14 protein-coding genes are annotated in these 14,149 nt (G+C 44.1%); all 14 read right to left on the bottom strand.

The features are described 5' to 3' along the window. Nucleotides 1–35: 35 nt before the first annotated feature. The 14 genes from fliE to RG959_RS07735 all read right to left on the bottom strand — a co-directional run bounded on the left by fliE (nt 36) and on the right by RG959_RS07735 (nt 14,140). The gene (gene fliE / locus RG959_RS07800; protein ID WP_309087078.1) at nt 36–341 is read right to left on the bottom strand and encodes a flagellar hook-basal body complex protein FliE; all 306 of its coding nucleotides are present in this window, start codon (nt 339–341) and stop codon (nt 36–38) included. 21 nt (nt 342–362) lie between these two features. After that, nucleotides 363–815: a flagellar basal body rod protein FlgC gene (gene flgC, locus RG959_RS07795; protein WP_315696055.1), complete on the bottom strand. Its 453-nt coding sequence runs from the start codon at nt 813–815 to the stop codon at nt 363–365. Continuing rightward, on the bottom strand, nt 812–1,210 hold the full coding sequence (gene flgB / locus RG959_RS07790; protein ID WP_342796613.1) for a flagellar basal body rod protein FlgB: 399 nt from the start codon (nt 1,208–1,210) through the stop codon (nt 812–814). The genes flgC and flgB overlap by 4 nt, the downstream gene beginning before the upstream one ends. Nucleotides 1,211–1,444: 234 nt before the next feature. Continuing rightward, nucleotides 1,445–2,224 carry a GTP-sensing pleiotropic transcriptional regulator CodY gene (gene codY / locus RG959_RS07785; RefSeq protein WP_251270249.1) on the bottom strand — a complete coding sequence of 260 codons (780 nt, stop codon included), beginning with the start codon at nt 2,222–2,224 and terminating at the stop codon, nt 1,445–1,447. Nucleotides 2,225–2,244: 20 nt separating this feature from the next. Next, entirely contained in the window at nt 2,245–3,639 is a 1,395-nt protein-coding gene (hslU, locus tag RG959_RS07780; RefSeq protein ID WP_342796690.1) for an ATP-dependent protease ATPase subunit HslU, read from the bottom strand. Between the two features lie 29 nt (nt 3,640–3,668). Then, nucleotides 3,669–4,208: an ATP-dependent protease subunit HslV gene (gene hslV / locus RG959_RS07775; protein ID WP_251270251.1), complete on the bottom strand. Its 540-nt coding sequence runs from the start codon at nt 4,206–4,208 to the stop codon at nt 3,669–3,671. A 14-nt stretch (nt 4,209–4,222) separates the two neighbouring features. Further along, complete coding sequence (xerC, locus tag RG959_RS07770; RefSeq protein WP_342796612.1) at nt 4,223–5,122, bottom strand: tyrosine recombinase XerC; 900 nt, start codon at nt 5,120–5,122, stop codon at nt 4,223–4,225. 62 nt (nt 5,123–5,184) lie between these two features. Then, the gene (trmFO, locus tag RG959_RS07765) at nt 5,185–6,489 is read right to left on the bottom strand and encodes an FADH(2)-oxidizing methylenetetrahydrofolate--tRNA-(uracil(54)-C(5))-methyltransferase TrmFO (protein ID WP_342796611.1); all 1,305 of its coding nucleotides are present in this window, start codon (nt 6,487–6,489) and stop codon (nt 5,185–5,187) included. Between the two features lie 143 nt (nt 6,490–6,632). Further along, the gene (topA, locus tag RG959_RS07760) at nt 6,633–8,711 is read right to left on the bottom strand and encodes a type I DNA topoisomerase (RefSeq protein WP_342796610.1); all 2,079 of its coding nucleotides are present in this window, start codon (nt 8,709–8,711) and stop codon (nt 6,633–6,635) included. Between the two features lie 205 nt (nt 8,712–8,916). After that, the gene (dprA, locus tag RG959_RS07755; RefSeq protein ID WP_342796609.1) at nt 8,917–9,795 is read right to left on the bottom strand and encodes a DNA-processing protein DprA; all 879 of its coding nucleotides are present in this window, start codon (nt 9,793–9,795) and stop codon (nt 8,917–8,919) included. A gap of 66 nt (nt 9,796–9,861) precedes the next feature. Next, nucleotides 9,862–10,764, bottom strand: coding sequence for a succinate--CoA ligase subunit alpha (sucD, locus tag RG959_RS07750; RefSeq protein WP_242232063.1), 903 nt, complete (start codon nt 10,762–10,764; stop codon nt 9,862–9,864). A gap of 34 nt (nt 10,765–10,798) precedes the next feature. Next, nucleotides 10,799–11,959 (bottom strand): ADP-forming succinate--CoA ligase subunit beta, encoded by a 1,161-nt coding sequence (gene sucC, locus RG959_RS07745; protein ID WP_251270258.1) that lies wholly within the window; start codon nt 11,957–11,959, stop codon nt 10,799–10,801. 154 nt (nt 11,960–12,113) lie between these two features. Next, the gene (locus RG959_RS07740) at nt 12,114–12,386 is read right to left on the bottom strand and encodes an EscU/YscU/HrcU family type III secretion system export apparatus switch protein (protein ID WP_251270259.1); all 273 of its coding nucleotides are present in this window, start codon (nt 12,384–12,386) and stop codon (nt 12,114–12,116) included. Next, a complete protein-coding gene (locus RG959_RS07735) occupies nt 12,383–14,140 on the bottom strand; it encodes a hypothetical protein (RefSeq protein ID WP_342796608.1) in 1,758 nt (585 codons plus the stop codon). Before RG959_RS07735 ends, RG959_RS07740 begins: the two co-directional genes overlap by 4 nt. Nucleotides 14,141–14,149 lie beyond the last annotated feature (9 nt).

The following is a 14,149-nucleotide window of genomic DNA, read 5'->3' as shown; positions in this document are numbered from 1 at the left end:
ACAATCCCCCGGTCACTTCATTCGGTCATGGTCTATTACATCTGCATCCGCATCATTTCCTGATATGCTTCTACAGCTTTATTACGGACTTCCAATGTTAACTGCATGGTGATGCCTGATTTTTGAGCGGCTGACATCACTTGATGAATATCAACATTTTCACCATTGATCATTTTTGCCGTCAGCGAGTTTGACTCCGCTTCTGTTTTCATCACAGTATTCAATGAATCTTTTAAAAAATCCGCGAATTTTTGCTGAGATTCATAGGGTGTAGCTGCTTTTTTTAAAGCAGATGTTTCGATCGCAGGTGTAGAAACCGCATTTAATGCTTCAATCGCCATTTAAATCATCTCCTTATTTCCTTATTTCCCAATTTCAAGCGCTTTAGTCATCATAGCCTTCGAAGCATTAAAAACCGTTACATTCGCCTCATAGGAGCGGGTTGTACTCATTAAATCAACCATTTCCCGTAAAGGGTCTACATTTGGCATACTTACATAACCCTCTTCATTCGCATCAGGGTGTTCTGGGTCATAAACCATTTTATTAGGTGTTTCTGTATCTTCAATGATTTTAGTCACTTTTACACCGTTTCCTGCTTCCTGGCGGTTTGACGCCATCTGCAAAAAGCTTGAAAACGAATTTCCTTTTGGCTGCAGCACAACGGATTTACGCTGATAAGGCTGCCATTCCCCATCCACGAGCTTTGCCCGGGTAGATTCAGCATTTGCCATATTAGAAGAAATAACATCCATACGCAGACGCTGTGCAGTCAGAGCAGATGCCGTAATGTTCATTCCGTTAAACATATTTATCTGCCTCCTTTTATGATATTTGTCAGAGAAGCATACTTTGAACTAAGCCGGTCTGTCAGTGCATTATAATAAATTTGATTTTCTGCCATTTTGGACATTTCGGCATCTAAATCTACACTATTTCCATTTTCGTTGTAGGACATATTTCGTGCAGTCATAATGACATGGTTTGGTGATTGAGCGGAAAAAACAAAATGACGCTGATCTGTTCGGTTATTTTTAAAATCATTTTGATTATTTTCCAATATTTTCTTGAAGTTTACCTCTTTAGCCTTATAGTTTGGTGTATCGACATTGGCAATATTATCAGCAATCGTTCTTTGCTTTAAAGCCGCGTAATCCAAACCTCGTTCTAAAGAAGTAATTGAATTTGAAAACAGGTTCAATTTAACCACTCCAGTACCTTGAATTCTTTAGTTATTTTGTTAATAAATTATACACTTAAAGAAATATAACATAAAAGACATTTTTCGACACCTACTTAACAAAAATAACAAAAAAATTTCATATTTCCTATAACTAAAGAATAAATTGACATAATACTCTCACCCTTAAACAATTTTGGGATTATTATCATAAAAAATCGATAAAAAAACACCTGCAGTATTTGTAACTACAGGTGTTTTTTGTTAATTTGATTTCAGTTTTTCCAATTCCATCAAGAATTTATTGTTTAGGACTTTGATATATGTGCCTTTCATACCAAGCGAACGTGATTCGATCACCCCGGCACTTTCAAGCTTACGAAGCGCGTTTACAATAACAGAGCGGGTAATACCCACACGGTCTGCAATTTTAGACGCAACCAGCAGTCCTTCTTTCCCATCTAATTCTTCGAAAATGTGCTCGATTGCTTCCAGCTCGCTGTAGGAAAGAGAGCTGATGGCCATTTGCACTACCGCTTTACTGCGGGCTTCTTCCTGCATTTCTTCCGCTTTTTCACGAAGAATTTCCATTCCAACAACTGTTGCTCCGTATTCCGCTAAAATCAAATCATCATCATGGAATTGTTCTTCTAATCGAGCCAGTACAAGTGTACCAAGACGTTCACCAGCACCTACGATCGGTACAATCGTTGTTAAGCCGTTTTGAAACAGCTCCTTGTTTTCCACTGGAAAAGCGGTGTATTCACTGTTTACATCTAAGTTGGATGATGTTTCAGTTAAATTAAACAGGCTTTTTGTGTATTGCTCTGGAAATTGGCGTTCAACGAGCATTTGTTTCATTCGCTCGTTTTCAATTTGCTGGTTTACGCCAAAGCCAAGCAGTTTTCCACGGCGGCTCACGACAAAAATATTCGCTTCAATTACTTCAGAAAGGGATTCAGCCATTTCTTTAAAGTTCACCGTTTTGCCTGCCGCGTTTTGCAGCATTTGATTAATTTTTCTTGTTTTCTCTAAAAGATTCATGATGCAGTTCCTCCGATTGATTATAAAATAAATTCGCTTAAATCTTTGTTCTGTGAAATAGCAGATAATTTCTCATCTACGTATTGCGGTGTGATTGTGATTTTTTCCATCATAATGTCTGGTGCTTCAAAAGATAAATCTTCAAGCAGCTTTTCCATGATTGTATGCAGACGGCGGGCACCGATATTGTCTGTTTCACTGTTCACATGAACAGCAATTTCGGCCAGGCGCTGAACAGCTTCATCTGTAAACTCAACATGGATGCCTTCTGTTTCAAGCAATGCTTTATACTGCTTAAGAAGCGCATTATCCGGCTCTACTAAAATTCGAACAAAATCGTCTGTTGACAGCTTCTCTAATTCAACCCGGATTGGGAAGCGCCCTTGCAGCTCTGGGATTAAATCAGACGGTTTAGACATGTGAAAGGCGCCTGCTGCAATAAATAGAATATAGTCTGTTTTAACCGTCCCGTATTTCGTCACAATGGTTGACCCTTCTACAATTGGCAGAATGTCGCGCTGAACCCCTTCGCGCGAAACATTGGCTCCTGAAGATGCACCGCCTTTTACCGCTATTTTATCCACTTCATCAATGAATATAATCCCGGTTTGTTCGGCACGTCTAACTGCTTCCTGTGTAACCTCATCCATATCAATCAGCTTTTGGGCTTCTTCCTGCTCCAGCACAGAGCGGGCGTCTTTCACAGCAAGCTTTTTCTTTTTCTTTTTTTTCGGCATCAGGCCGCCAAGAGCATCCTGCATATTCATCCCCATTTGCTCCATTCCGGAGCCTTGAAACAAATCAAACATAGAAGGCGGCTGCTCTTCCACTTCCACCGTAATGGTTTCATTTTCAAGTTCTCCGGCTGCAAGCTTTTGCTCAACTGCACGGCGTTTTTCAAAAATAGACATATCTTCAGTTGAATCATCTGATTCTTCCTGCTGGCTGTTCTGTCCTCCAAACAGCATTTCAAACGGATTTTTAACCGATGTGCTTTTTTTGCGTGATGGAACAAGCAGCTCGACAAGACGGCGGTTGGCCGCTTCTTTGGCCGGTTCCTTTACCTCGTTCATCTTTTCTTCTTTGACGAGCCGGACGGCCGTTTCAGCCAAATCCCGCACCATTGATTCAACATCCCTGCCGACGTAGCCCACTTCGGTAAACTTTGTGGCTTCCACTTTAATAAATGGCGCACCTGCAAGCTTGGCCATACGGCGGGCAATTTCTGTTTTACCCACCCCAGTCGGCCCAATCATGAGTATATTTTTCGGTACGACTTCATCACGAATCGCTTCATCAAGCAAACTTCTGCGGTACCGGTTACGAAGCGCAACAGCGACAGACTTTTTCGCTTCTTTTTGTCCTACAATATATTGATCAAGACGCTCGACAATTTGGCGCGGTGTCATATTCATCGTATTTGGCTTCATTTTTTCACTCCTCACTACAGTTCTTCTACAATAATATTATGGTTCGTGTATACACATATATCTGCTGCCGTTTTCAAGGCGGCTTCTGCAATTTCCGCCGCAGTCAGCTGTACAGCATATTGCTTGAGTGCTCGTCCTGCTGACAAAGCATAATTCCCGCCCGATCCAATCGCTAAAATGCCGTCATCCGGTTCAATGACTTCGCCTGTACCCGATACAAGCAGTAAATTGTCTTTATCCATCACGATGAGCATGGCTTCCAGACGGCGAAGCATTTTATCAGTACGCCACTCCTTGGCAAGCTCGACAGCTGCCCGCTGCAGGTTGCCGCTGTATTCATTCAGTTTTTTTTCAAAAAGCTCAAATAACGTGAACGCATCCGCAACTGATCCGGCAAAGCCAGCGACGACTTTTCCATTAAAAAGACGACGTACTTTTTTAGCCGTGTGCTTCATTACAACCGCGTTGCCAAACGTTACTTGTCCATCTCCAGCCATCGCTGAAGATCCATTGTGCTTAACAGCAAATATCGTTGTTGCATGAAATTCTCCCACTTCTTCTCTCTCCTTTATGCACGTGGATGATGATTGCGGTATGTATGCTGCAGGTGTTCTCTCGTAATATGTGTGTACATTTGGGTAGACGAAAGGCTGGCATGCCCAAGCAGCTCCTGTACCGTTCTCATATCCGCGCCGTTATTTAACATATGCGTTGCGAACGTATGCCTTAGCATATGCGGATGAATTTTCCCTGATAACGAAGCTTTTTGAATTAAATCATTTAAAATATGGCGGATTCCGCCAGTCGTGATTGGTGCACCCCTGAAATTCACAAACAATTTACTATGTTCATTTTTCTTGATTAAAAGGGGCCGGCTGTTTTGATTGTAATGTTCCACAGCCTCTGCTGCAAAACTGCCGTATGGCACGTACCTTTCTTTCCCGCCTTTTCCATGGACGAGAAGAACACCGAGGCGCGCATCTAAATCGGGCAGCTCAATCGCCGCACATTCACTGACACGGATACCCGTCCCGTACAAGATTTCAAGCAACGCCCGATTTCGGATAGACAGGAGATCTGTCCCATCTGCCGCTTCAAATAGCTCCCTCATTTCCTCTTCATAAAAAAAAGACGGGAGCTTCTTTGTTCCTTTCGGCCGATGCACAAGCAAAAACGGATTTTCCGTTACGACATTTTCCCTCATTAAAAAACGATAAAACCCGCGAAGGGCCGATATTTTTCGTGAAACAGACGCCCGCGCCATTTTTTTCTCATGAAGCAAGGTTAAATATAAGCGCGCTGTTTGATGCGTTACATCTGTTAATTCTGTAATAAGCTGTTCATTCATGAACATAAAAAAGTGCTCCAGATCATCACGATAATTCTTTACCGTATGAACAGAGCTGTTTTTTTCAATTTGCAGGTAAGCAAAATAAGAGTTTGTATAATTTTTGAAAAGTTTAGACATTTTCCCACCTCACAAAAGGGCTACTACATAATAGCATATGTCAGCAGCCCTTCGCAAGAAATTTACAAACTTTTCGAAAAAGTTTGAATTATTTCTAAAGCCCGCCCAGCGAGCGCTTCGTACCGTTCTTTTTTGCCTTTAATTTTCTCTGGCAACGCCGGGAACAACCCAAAGTTGGCATTCATCGGCTGAAAATTATCCGGGGATGTATGCGTAATATAGTGTGCCATGCCGCCAATAGCTGTTTCCTGCGGTGCGGTTACCGGATCCTGTCCAAGTGCCAGCCTTGCAGCATTAATTCCTGCCATTAAGCCGCTTGCCGCTGACTCTACATATCCTTCCACGCCAGTCATTTGTCCGGCAAAGAAAAGTGTTGGACGGCTTTTTAGCTGATAAGTTGGCAGCAGCGCTTTTGGTGAATTAATAAACGTATTGCGGTGCATTACTCCGTAACGAACAATTTCAACATTTTGAAGTCCCGGAATAAGCTGAAGCACCTCTTTTTGCGGTCCCCATTTCAAGTGGGTTTGAAAACCAACAATGTTGTAAAGCGTTCCGGCCGCGTTATCCTGGCGAAGCTGTACTACTGCGTATGGGCGCTTTCCTGTACGTGGATCTTCCAGTCCGACCGGCTTCATCGGGCCGAACAGCATGGTTTTCCTGCCCCGGCTGGCCATAACTTCAATCGGCATACAGCCTTCGAAGAAAATTTCTTTTTCAAATTCTTTTAACGGCACCGTTTCGGCCGCGATCAATGCTTCGTAAAAACGGTCAAACTCTTCTTCATTCATCGGGCAGTTTAAATAAGCCGCTTCCCCTTTGTCATAGCGGGATTTTAAATACGCAATATTCATATCAATACTGTCTTTTTCGACAATCGGTGCTGCCGCGTCATAAAAGTATAAATATTCTTCCCCTGTAAGCTCTTTTATTTTTTCAGCTAATCCGCTCGTTGTCAGAGGACCTGTTGCAATAACGGTAATCCCTTCTGGAATTTCTGTTACTTCTTCATTAATGACGGTTACATTTGGATGATTTTTCACCCGCTCTGTTACGTGTCCCGCAAATTCATGCCGGTCTACAGCCAGTGCACCGCCCGCCGGAACCGCACATGCATCCGCTGAACTGATAATCACTGAATTTAAACGGCGCATTTCTTCTTTTAACACGCCAACCGCATTCGTCAGCCCGTTTGCCCGCAATGAATTGCTGCACACAAGCTCGGCAAATTTATCTGTATGATGCGCTGGTGTTTGTTTAACCGGGCGCATTTCGTATAAGCGGACCTGCAAGCCCCGTTCTGCTATTTGAAAAGCGGCTTCGCTGCCCGCAAGTCCCGCTCCGATTACGTTAATTGGTTGATTCATCGTTGTTTCCCCCTGCTTTAAAGGTACGTACCCGTATGTCCATTAAGCATTGTACACTACCTGCTTGTAGAAAAAAAGCAAAATGTTGTTGTCCATGCAAAAAGCCGCCTTGTTTTGCTCTAAACAAGGCGGCTTTCACCGTTTTAAGACTGCGGCTGTTCCTTATAATCACATTCCGTGCATTGAATCTGCACGCCTTTTTTCAGCTTTTTCTCAACGAGCAGTTTACCGCATTTCGGACATGGGCGCTCAATTGGCTTATCCCACGATAGAAAATCGCATCCAGGGAATTGGTCACAGCCATAAAAAATACGCCGTTTTTTACTTTTTCTTTCTATTATATTACCTTCTGCACACTTAGGGCATTTTACGCCGATTTCTTTGACAATGGCTTTTGTATTTCGGCAGTCTGGGAAGTTACTGCATGCCATAAACTTCCCAAAGCGGCCCATTTTAAAGACCATTTCATGGCCGCATTTTTCACAATCCTCACCAGCAGGCTCATCCTTTATTTCAACCTGCTCCATTTCTTTTTCTGCTTTTTCCAAATGGCCTTCAAAGCCCTTGTAGAACTCATCAATAACAGCTGCCCATTCTTTAATGCCTTCTTCTACATTATCAAGGTCACGTTCCATTTTCACCGTAAATTCTACATCGATAATATCCGCAAAAAACTCGGCCATCAATTCGTGGACGATCGTTCCCAGTTCTGTCGGAACAAAACGCTTATTATCCAGTGCCACGTATCCGCGTTTTTGAATCGTGTCAAGAGTAGGTGCATACGTGGACGGACGCCCAATGCCGAGCTCTTCTAGCGTTTTAACAAGACGGGCTTCTGTATAACGGGGCGGCGGCTGAGTAAAGTGCTGCTTTGGATCAATTTCCTTTGATTGCACCGTATCCCCTTTTTCGAGATTTGGCAGAAAGTTTTCTTTTTCTTCTTTTGTGTCATCCGTACCTTCTACATATACTTTCATAAAGCCAGGAAACTTTACTTTTGACCCCGTTGCCCGGAACATCACATCACCGTTTACAATATCTGTGCTGACGGTATCCATTACAGCTGCGGCCATTTGACTTGCGATAAATCTCTCCCATATGAGCTTATAAAGGCGATGCTGATCCCGCGAAAGAAAATCTTTCAGTGCGGACGGCTCACGCATCGCGCTGGTCGGACGAATCGCTTCATGGGCATCCTGGGCACCTTTTTTCTTTGATTCGCTTTTTTGTCCCTGCTCTTTCACATATTCTTTTCCATAATGAGCAGTGATGTACTCCAGGCTTTCCGACTGCGCTACTTCCGAGACGCGTGTTGAATCCGTTCTCATATACGTAATCAAACCAACCGTGCCTTCCTTGCCAAGGTCGATTCCTTCATACAATTGCTGGGCGAGCATCATTGTTTTTTTCGCTCGGAAATTTAATTTGCGTGCCGCTTCCTGCTGCAGCGAAGAAGTGGTAAACGCAGCAGCTGGATTACGCCGGCGTTCTTTTTTTGTAACGGTTTGAATAGAAAACTGATTCCCTTCAATCGCAGCCAGCACTTTTTTTACATCGGCTTCTGATGAAAGCTTTTCTTTTTTGCCATTTAACCCGTAAAAAGAAGCACTGAATGTATCCGTTCCTTTTGTAAATTCCGCTTCAATGGTCCAATATTCTTCTGGTACAAATACTTTAATTTCATTTTCACGATCAATCACAAGGCGAAGAGCCACTGATTGAACACGCCCGGCACTCAGGCCCTTTTTTACTTTTTTCCACAATAACGGACTGATATTATAGCCGACAAGCCGGTCGAGAATCCGCCGTGCCTGCTGGGCATCCACCAAATCCATATTAATTGGCCGCGGGTGCTTAAAAGACTCCTTGATCGCGTCTTTGGTAATCTCGTTAAATACGACCCGGCAGTCAGAGGCGGTATCAATGTTTAGTGAATGCGCCAAATGCCAGGCAATCGCTTCTCCTTCGCGATCCGGGTCAGCCGCGAGGTAGATTTTTTTCGCTCTTTTGGCAGCTGTTTTTAGTTCTTTTAAAACCGGGCCTTTGCCGCGGATGGTAATGTATTTTGGATCATAATTATGTTCTATGTCTACGCCCATTTGGCTTTTCGGCAAATCCCGAACATGCCCCATGGATGCGCGCACCTTGTATTTTTTCCCGAGATAGCGTTCAATTGTCTTCGCTTTCGCCGGGGACTCTACTATTACTAAATAATCTGACATAAGATAAAGCCTCCCCGAGAGGTAAAATGAATAATTAGACATATTATTATGCGGTTATGGTTTGTTTGTCAAACGTTTCTTTATTTGTGCTATTCATTTTCATTCTCTATTTATTACAGAACAGGACATGTTTTGCAAAAATCATTCTGTTGCAAAATTTATATGATATAAACCTGAATTGCAACTGTTTTCGCGAAAAGTTTTTTTATTCCTGCCTCCATTCCGATAAAATATCGTCAGCACCATGAACAATTTTGGCTCCATCCGCAATGAGAGCATGCACACCTTCTGAAAGTGGATGGGTAATTGGTCCTGGTACTGCAAATACGTCAATGCCTTGTTCAAGTGCAAAAGAAGCTGTGATAAGTGAACCGCTTTTTTTAGCCGCCTGTACGACTAATACACCCTTTGACAATCCGCTGATGATCCGATTTCGAGCTGGAAATTGCCATTTCTCCGGTTTTCGGTTCGGTGCGTATTCGGACAAAATAAGACCTTGTCTGGAAATACGATGGGCTAATGGTTTGTTTTCTTTTGGGTATAAATGACTAAATCCACCCGCAATAATCGCAATCGTTTTGCCGCCTGCCTGAAGGGCAGCTTCATGTGAAAAAGCGTCGATTCCTTTAGCAAGCCCGCTGACGATTGTAATATTTCTTTTGACTAAAGCAGGGACCAGCATTTGCAGTACTTGTTTTCCGTATTCATTTCCATCGCGTGCTCCCACAACAGCAAGCATATTCCGGCTGCTCATAAGCGCCGTTTCTCCCATAGCAAATAAGCCCCACGGAGGCTGTAGGAGCATTTTTAATGGTTCAGGATATTGCGGGTCATAAATGGGAATAAAGGTTGTAGAGGACTCCAATAAAGAAGAATAAAGATGATGATAGGAAAGAGAATGAAACCCGCTTAAAATGGTTTCTGCTTGTCCAATGGAACGGTTTGTGGCGGCAGCAAATTCTGCGGCTGTCATACGGGGAAGATGGCTTAAATGAGGATCATTTTTTAATAATACATATTGGTCTTTCCAGCTGATACCTGGGCAGTATTGCAGTTTTAAAAGCTGCTTAGTTGTATGATGCAACGCATTTCCCTCCTTTAATACATGCAAAGAGAGACGCCTGAGTAATTCAGGCGTCTTCGTTTTCGATTAATGTGTTTTGCATTCTTCTAAAAGTCCTTGCTGCTCAAGAACTTTAATTAATGTTTCACCCATAACAGACGGAGTTTCCGCTACTTGAATGCCGCATTCGTTCATAACACGGATTTTTTCGTCAGCTGTTCCTTTACCGCCTGAAATAATCGCACCAGCATGGCCCATACGCTTTCCTGGAGGCGCTGTACGTCCGCCGATAAAGCCGACAACTGGTTTTGTCATGTTTGCTTTTACCCACTCGGCTGCTTCTTCCTCTGCTGTACCGCCGATTTCACCAATCATGATGACTGCTTTTGTTTCTGGATCTTCATTGAATGCTTTTAAAACATCAATAAAGTCTGTTCCGTTCACCGGGTCACCGCCGATACCAACAGCTGTAGACTGGCCGATTCCTGCTTGTGTTAACTGGTGTACAGCTTCGTACGTAAGTGTGCCGGAGCGTGATACAACACCAACATGGCCTTTTGTATGGATATACCCTGGCATGATACCGATTTTGCACTCATCCGGTGTAATAACACCCGGGCAGTTTGGCCCAACAAGACGTGTTTTCTTGCCTTGCATATAACGTTTCACTTTTACCATGTCGAGTACTGGAATATGTTCTGTAATACAAATAGCAAGGTCAAGATTTGCGTCAACCGCTTCCAAAATGGCATCAGCTGCGAATGGAGCCGGTACGTAAATAACAGACGCGTTGGCACCTGTTGCCTGCACAGCTTCTTGAAGCGTATTAAACACCGGTACGCCTTCTACTTCAGTGCCGCCCTTACCAGGAGTAACACCGCCAACAATTTTCGTTCCATATTCAAGCATTTGTTTTGTATGGAAAAGGGCAGTAGAGCCCGTGATGCCCTGAACAATTACCTTTGTATCTTTATTAATGAATACACTCATGCCTATACCTGCCTTTCTATTGTCAACATCCTGATTATTTTACGAGACTAACGATCTTTTGCGCGCCATCTGCCATAGAATCTGCTGAAACGATGTCAAGACCTGACTCGTTCAAGATTGCTTTACCGGCATCTACATTCGTACCTTCCAAACGCACCACAAGTGGTACGGACAGGCTTACCTGCTTCGCAGCTTCTACCACACCTGTTGCAATAACGTCACATTTCATAATGCCGCCGAAAATGTTAACGAAAATACCCTTTACATTTTCATCAGACAAAATAATTTTAAATGCTTCTGTTACTTTTTCAGCTGTTGCGCCGCCCCCAACATCAAGGAAGTTAGCCGGATCGCCGCCATAATGCTTGATAATATCCATCGTTGCCATGGCAAGACCTGCACCGTTTACCATGCAGCCGATATTTCCATCAAGAGCAATGTAGCTGAGGTCATATTTTGATGCTTCGATTTCTTTTGCATCTTCTTCTTCAAGATCACGATATTCTAAAATGTCTTTATGACGGTATAGAGCATTTGAATCAAAATTCAATTTTGCATCCAGCGCCATTACTTTTCCATCACCTGTTACAACAAGCGGGTTAATTTCAGCAATAGAGCAGTCCTTTTCTACAAACGCAGTGTAAAGGCTCATCATAAATTTAACAGCTTGTCCAACAAGTTCTTTCGGAATATTGATATTGAACGCAATACGGCGGGCCTGGTATGCGCTAAGGCCAGTTACTGGGTCAATATACTCTTTAAAGATTTTTTCTGGTGTTGCTTCGGCTACTTCTTCAATCTCTGTTCCGCCTTCTTCAGATGCCATTAAAACAACTTGAGACGTTGCGCGGTCCAGCACTAAGCCGATATAGTATTCTTTTTTAATGTCGCATCCTTCTTCAATAAGAAGGCGCTTTACTTCTTTGCCTTCAGGACCTGTCTGGTGCGTGACTAACACTTTACCGAGGATTTCTTGTGCATATGTACGTACTTCGTCGAGATTCTTTGCAACTTTAACGCCGCCCGCTTTTCCGCGGCCGCCCGCATGAATCTGTGCTTTGACAACGTTTACTGCTGTGCCAAGTTCTTTTGCTGCTTCAACCGCTTCTTCAACGGAAAACGCAACTTTCCCATTCGGCACGGCAACGCCGTAGCTTCTGAGAACTTCTTTCCCTTGATACTCATGAATATTCATCTTCCAGCCTCCTATCGGTCTCAAAACATAGTCTTTTTGCAAATCAGACTGCGACTTCATTGTAGAGAAAAATCAAAATTATGTCCAGCTTTTGAACATAAAAAATCCGCTCTTTTTTCAAGAACAGACATTTTTCGCAAAACGCTTACAATGTTTATTTATCAAGGGACTGATCAAGACGGTATATAAAAGCGAACACTTCGGCTACCGCTTGATATAAATCTTCTGGAATCGCTTCATTTATTTCAAGCTGTCCGAGCAGCTCAACAAGCCCTGGATCTTCTTGTATCGGAATATTATTTTCTTTTGCAGAGGCAATAATTTGATCAGCGATGAGTCCTTTCCCCTTTGCTTTTACAACCGGCGCTCCGACTGAGTCTGGATTATAAGAAAGAGCGGCGGCCTGCCTCCGGTTTGGCTGGTTCATATGCGTATATCCACCCCCATATAACGATCATCATCCATAATGCGGGCAAGCGGCGGCTTTTCCTTTTCCAGCGCCGCTGGTTCCTTGAACGAAACGCCGGACAAGCGGTATCCGCCTGCTTCAAGGGCCTCTTTCAATGAATCAACAGCCGGGCTGCTTATTTTTTTCAGCAGCGGGCCCGGAATTTCCGCGGCAATGTGCAAATGCACAATCCGGTTTTGCACCTGCATGTCAATGACCGTTTGTTTTAAACGCGGCATTTCCACATAAAACAATACACGGCAAAAATCAGCGTCAATTTTTCCGTCTGCTTTTTTCTTTCCTTCCCACTTGATCGTCACATCGCCTTTAAATTCACCAAATTGTAAAGGAGACTGCAGCACTAGCTGCTGAACAGGGCCGGATTCGGCAGACAAAATATGCTGTGCATTAAGACGGCCAACCATCTGCTCAGCAGCTTCTTTAATGGGTGCCGGCATTGTATCTGACATGAGCTTGATCAGCTCCTGCTTAACAGTCTGCGGAGCGTTTTGGACATTTCCTTTCGAGGCAAGAACGGCTTCGTGGTCCACTCCAAGAAAACGGAAGGCATCACGTAGAACCGAACTTGCCGGCGGTTCCTCAAAAGAAAGCGCATCGGCACCGATCAATGCAGCCATTCTTGCCGCGGCCTGGTCAGGAAGGGATACAGCGGCAGAAGAAGCCAGCTGAAGCAAGGATGCAGCCGTTCTTTGAGAAAGGGCCTGTCCCGTTTTAAACCCGTCTGCGAGCTGTGCCAGCTGCTGCATCAAAGCCGGTCGTTCGGGATGCCCAAGAGGGAGGGATAAAGAAAGAGCCTGCTTAAAAACGGTAACTGCTTTTTCAGACACAGGACTTCCAGCCAGCTGGGACAGTGCTTGTTTAAGCAGCTGGACAGGGCGAAGTTCCGCATTCTGGTTCAAAGATGGCTCAGAGCTTCTGGCAATCCCGGCAAGCAGTGCTTCTCCATGCTGGGCTGCTAAAGAAGGATTTGCAGCCATTGATTGGCCGAGCACCCGGATGGCTGCCGCTTTTTCGGGCGTATCGGTACCTTGCAGCGCTGAAACCAGCTGAACCGCTTTTTCATTGGCTGTGCCTTTAAAAGCAAATGTCTCTGCTGTTTCTCCAAGCAGGCGGCCGATTGCTTTGGCTGCCTCTGATTGTTTAAAGCCATTTTGTACGAGTAATTGCTGTAAAGAACCCATTTTTTCGGTCATCGAACCCGTTGAACGGGCAGCTAGCAGGGACTGGAAAACATTTTCTGTTATCGGCAAATGACGGCTCAGCATAAACCGGACCACTTTTATCCCTTCTGCTCCAGACTTCCCAAGCCATCCCGAAGCGGTTTGGATCAGAGATTTTGAAAGAGCTGTTCCATTTTGGAGGGCCGCTGCTGTAAAAGCCATGTTTTCTTTCGTTGGCTGCAGTCCCATTTTTTCGAGCAGGACAGACACTTGATCGGCTGGAAGCTTTGCTGCCGGGTTTTCTGCAAGTACACGGAGTGAAACACCCCGATCCAAAGAAACCACTTGAAACGTATAGCGCTCTCCTGCTTGCAGCGGTGTTTCAAGCTGTGCTGTCAGCTTTTGGCCAAGCGCTGCGATTTCGGCCATTTGTCCGGGTAAAAGCTTGATGGTTTTACCAGAAAAAATATGCCCTTCTTTCAATATGTCAATCGGGCTGCGCGCCTCCTGCAGCCGCACACCTTTTTGAAGGGCCTGCTGCCCAATTTCCATAGAATGTCC

The organism is Domibacillus sp. 8LH, assembly GCF_038806185.1.
In the GTDB taxonomy this organism is placed as follows: Bacteria; Bacillota; Bacilli; order Bacillales; family Domibacillaceae; genus Domibacillus; species Domibacillus indicus_A.
Note: the sequence above shows the minus strand (reverse complement) of the source record. Positions and strands in the feature narration are given on the sequence as shown.

Excerpts from the sequence above, each read along its gene's own strand:
- fliE (WP_309087078.1), bottom strand. The coding sequence starts at position 341 with ATGGCGATTGAAGCATTAAATGCGGTTTCTACACCTGCGATCGAAACA.
- codY (WP_251270249.1), bottom strand. The coding sequence starts at position 2,224 with ATGAATCTTTTAGAGAAAACAAGAAAAATTAATCAAATGCTGCAAAAC.
- hslU (WP_342796690.1), bottom strand. The coding sequence starts at position 3,639 with ATGAATATGACACCGCGCCAAATTGTCGAGCGTCTTGATCAATATATT.
- xerC (WP_342796612.1), bottom strand. The coding sequence starts at position 5,122 with ATGTCTAAACTTTTCAAAAATTATACAAACTCTTATTTTGCTTACCTG.
- trmFO (WP_342796611.1), bottom strand. The coding sequence starts at position 6,489 with ATGAATCAACCAATTAACGTAATCGGAGCGGGACTTGCGGGCAGCGAA.
- topA (WP_342796610.1), bottom strand. The coding sequence starts at position 8,711 with ATGTCAGATTATTTAGTAATAGTAGAGTCCCCGGCGAAAGCGAAGACA.
- sucD (WP_242232063.1), bottom strand. The coding sequence starts at position 10,764 with ATGAGTGTATTCATTAATAAAGATACAAAGGTAATTGTTCAGGGCATC.
- sucC (WP_251270258.1), bottom strand. The coding sequence starts at position 11,959 with ATGAATATTCATGAGTATCAAGGGAAAGAAGTTCTCAGAAGCTACGGC.
- RG959_RS07740 (WP_251270259.1), bottom strand. The coding sequence starts at position 12,386 with ATGAACCAGCCAAACCGGAGGCAGGCCGCCGCTCTTTCTTATAATCCA.
- RG959_RS07735 (WP_342796608.1), bottom strand. The coding sequence starts at position 14,140 with ATGGAAATTGGGCAGCAGGCCCTTCAAAAAGGTGTGCGGCTGCAGGAG.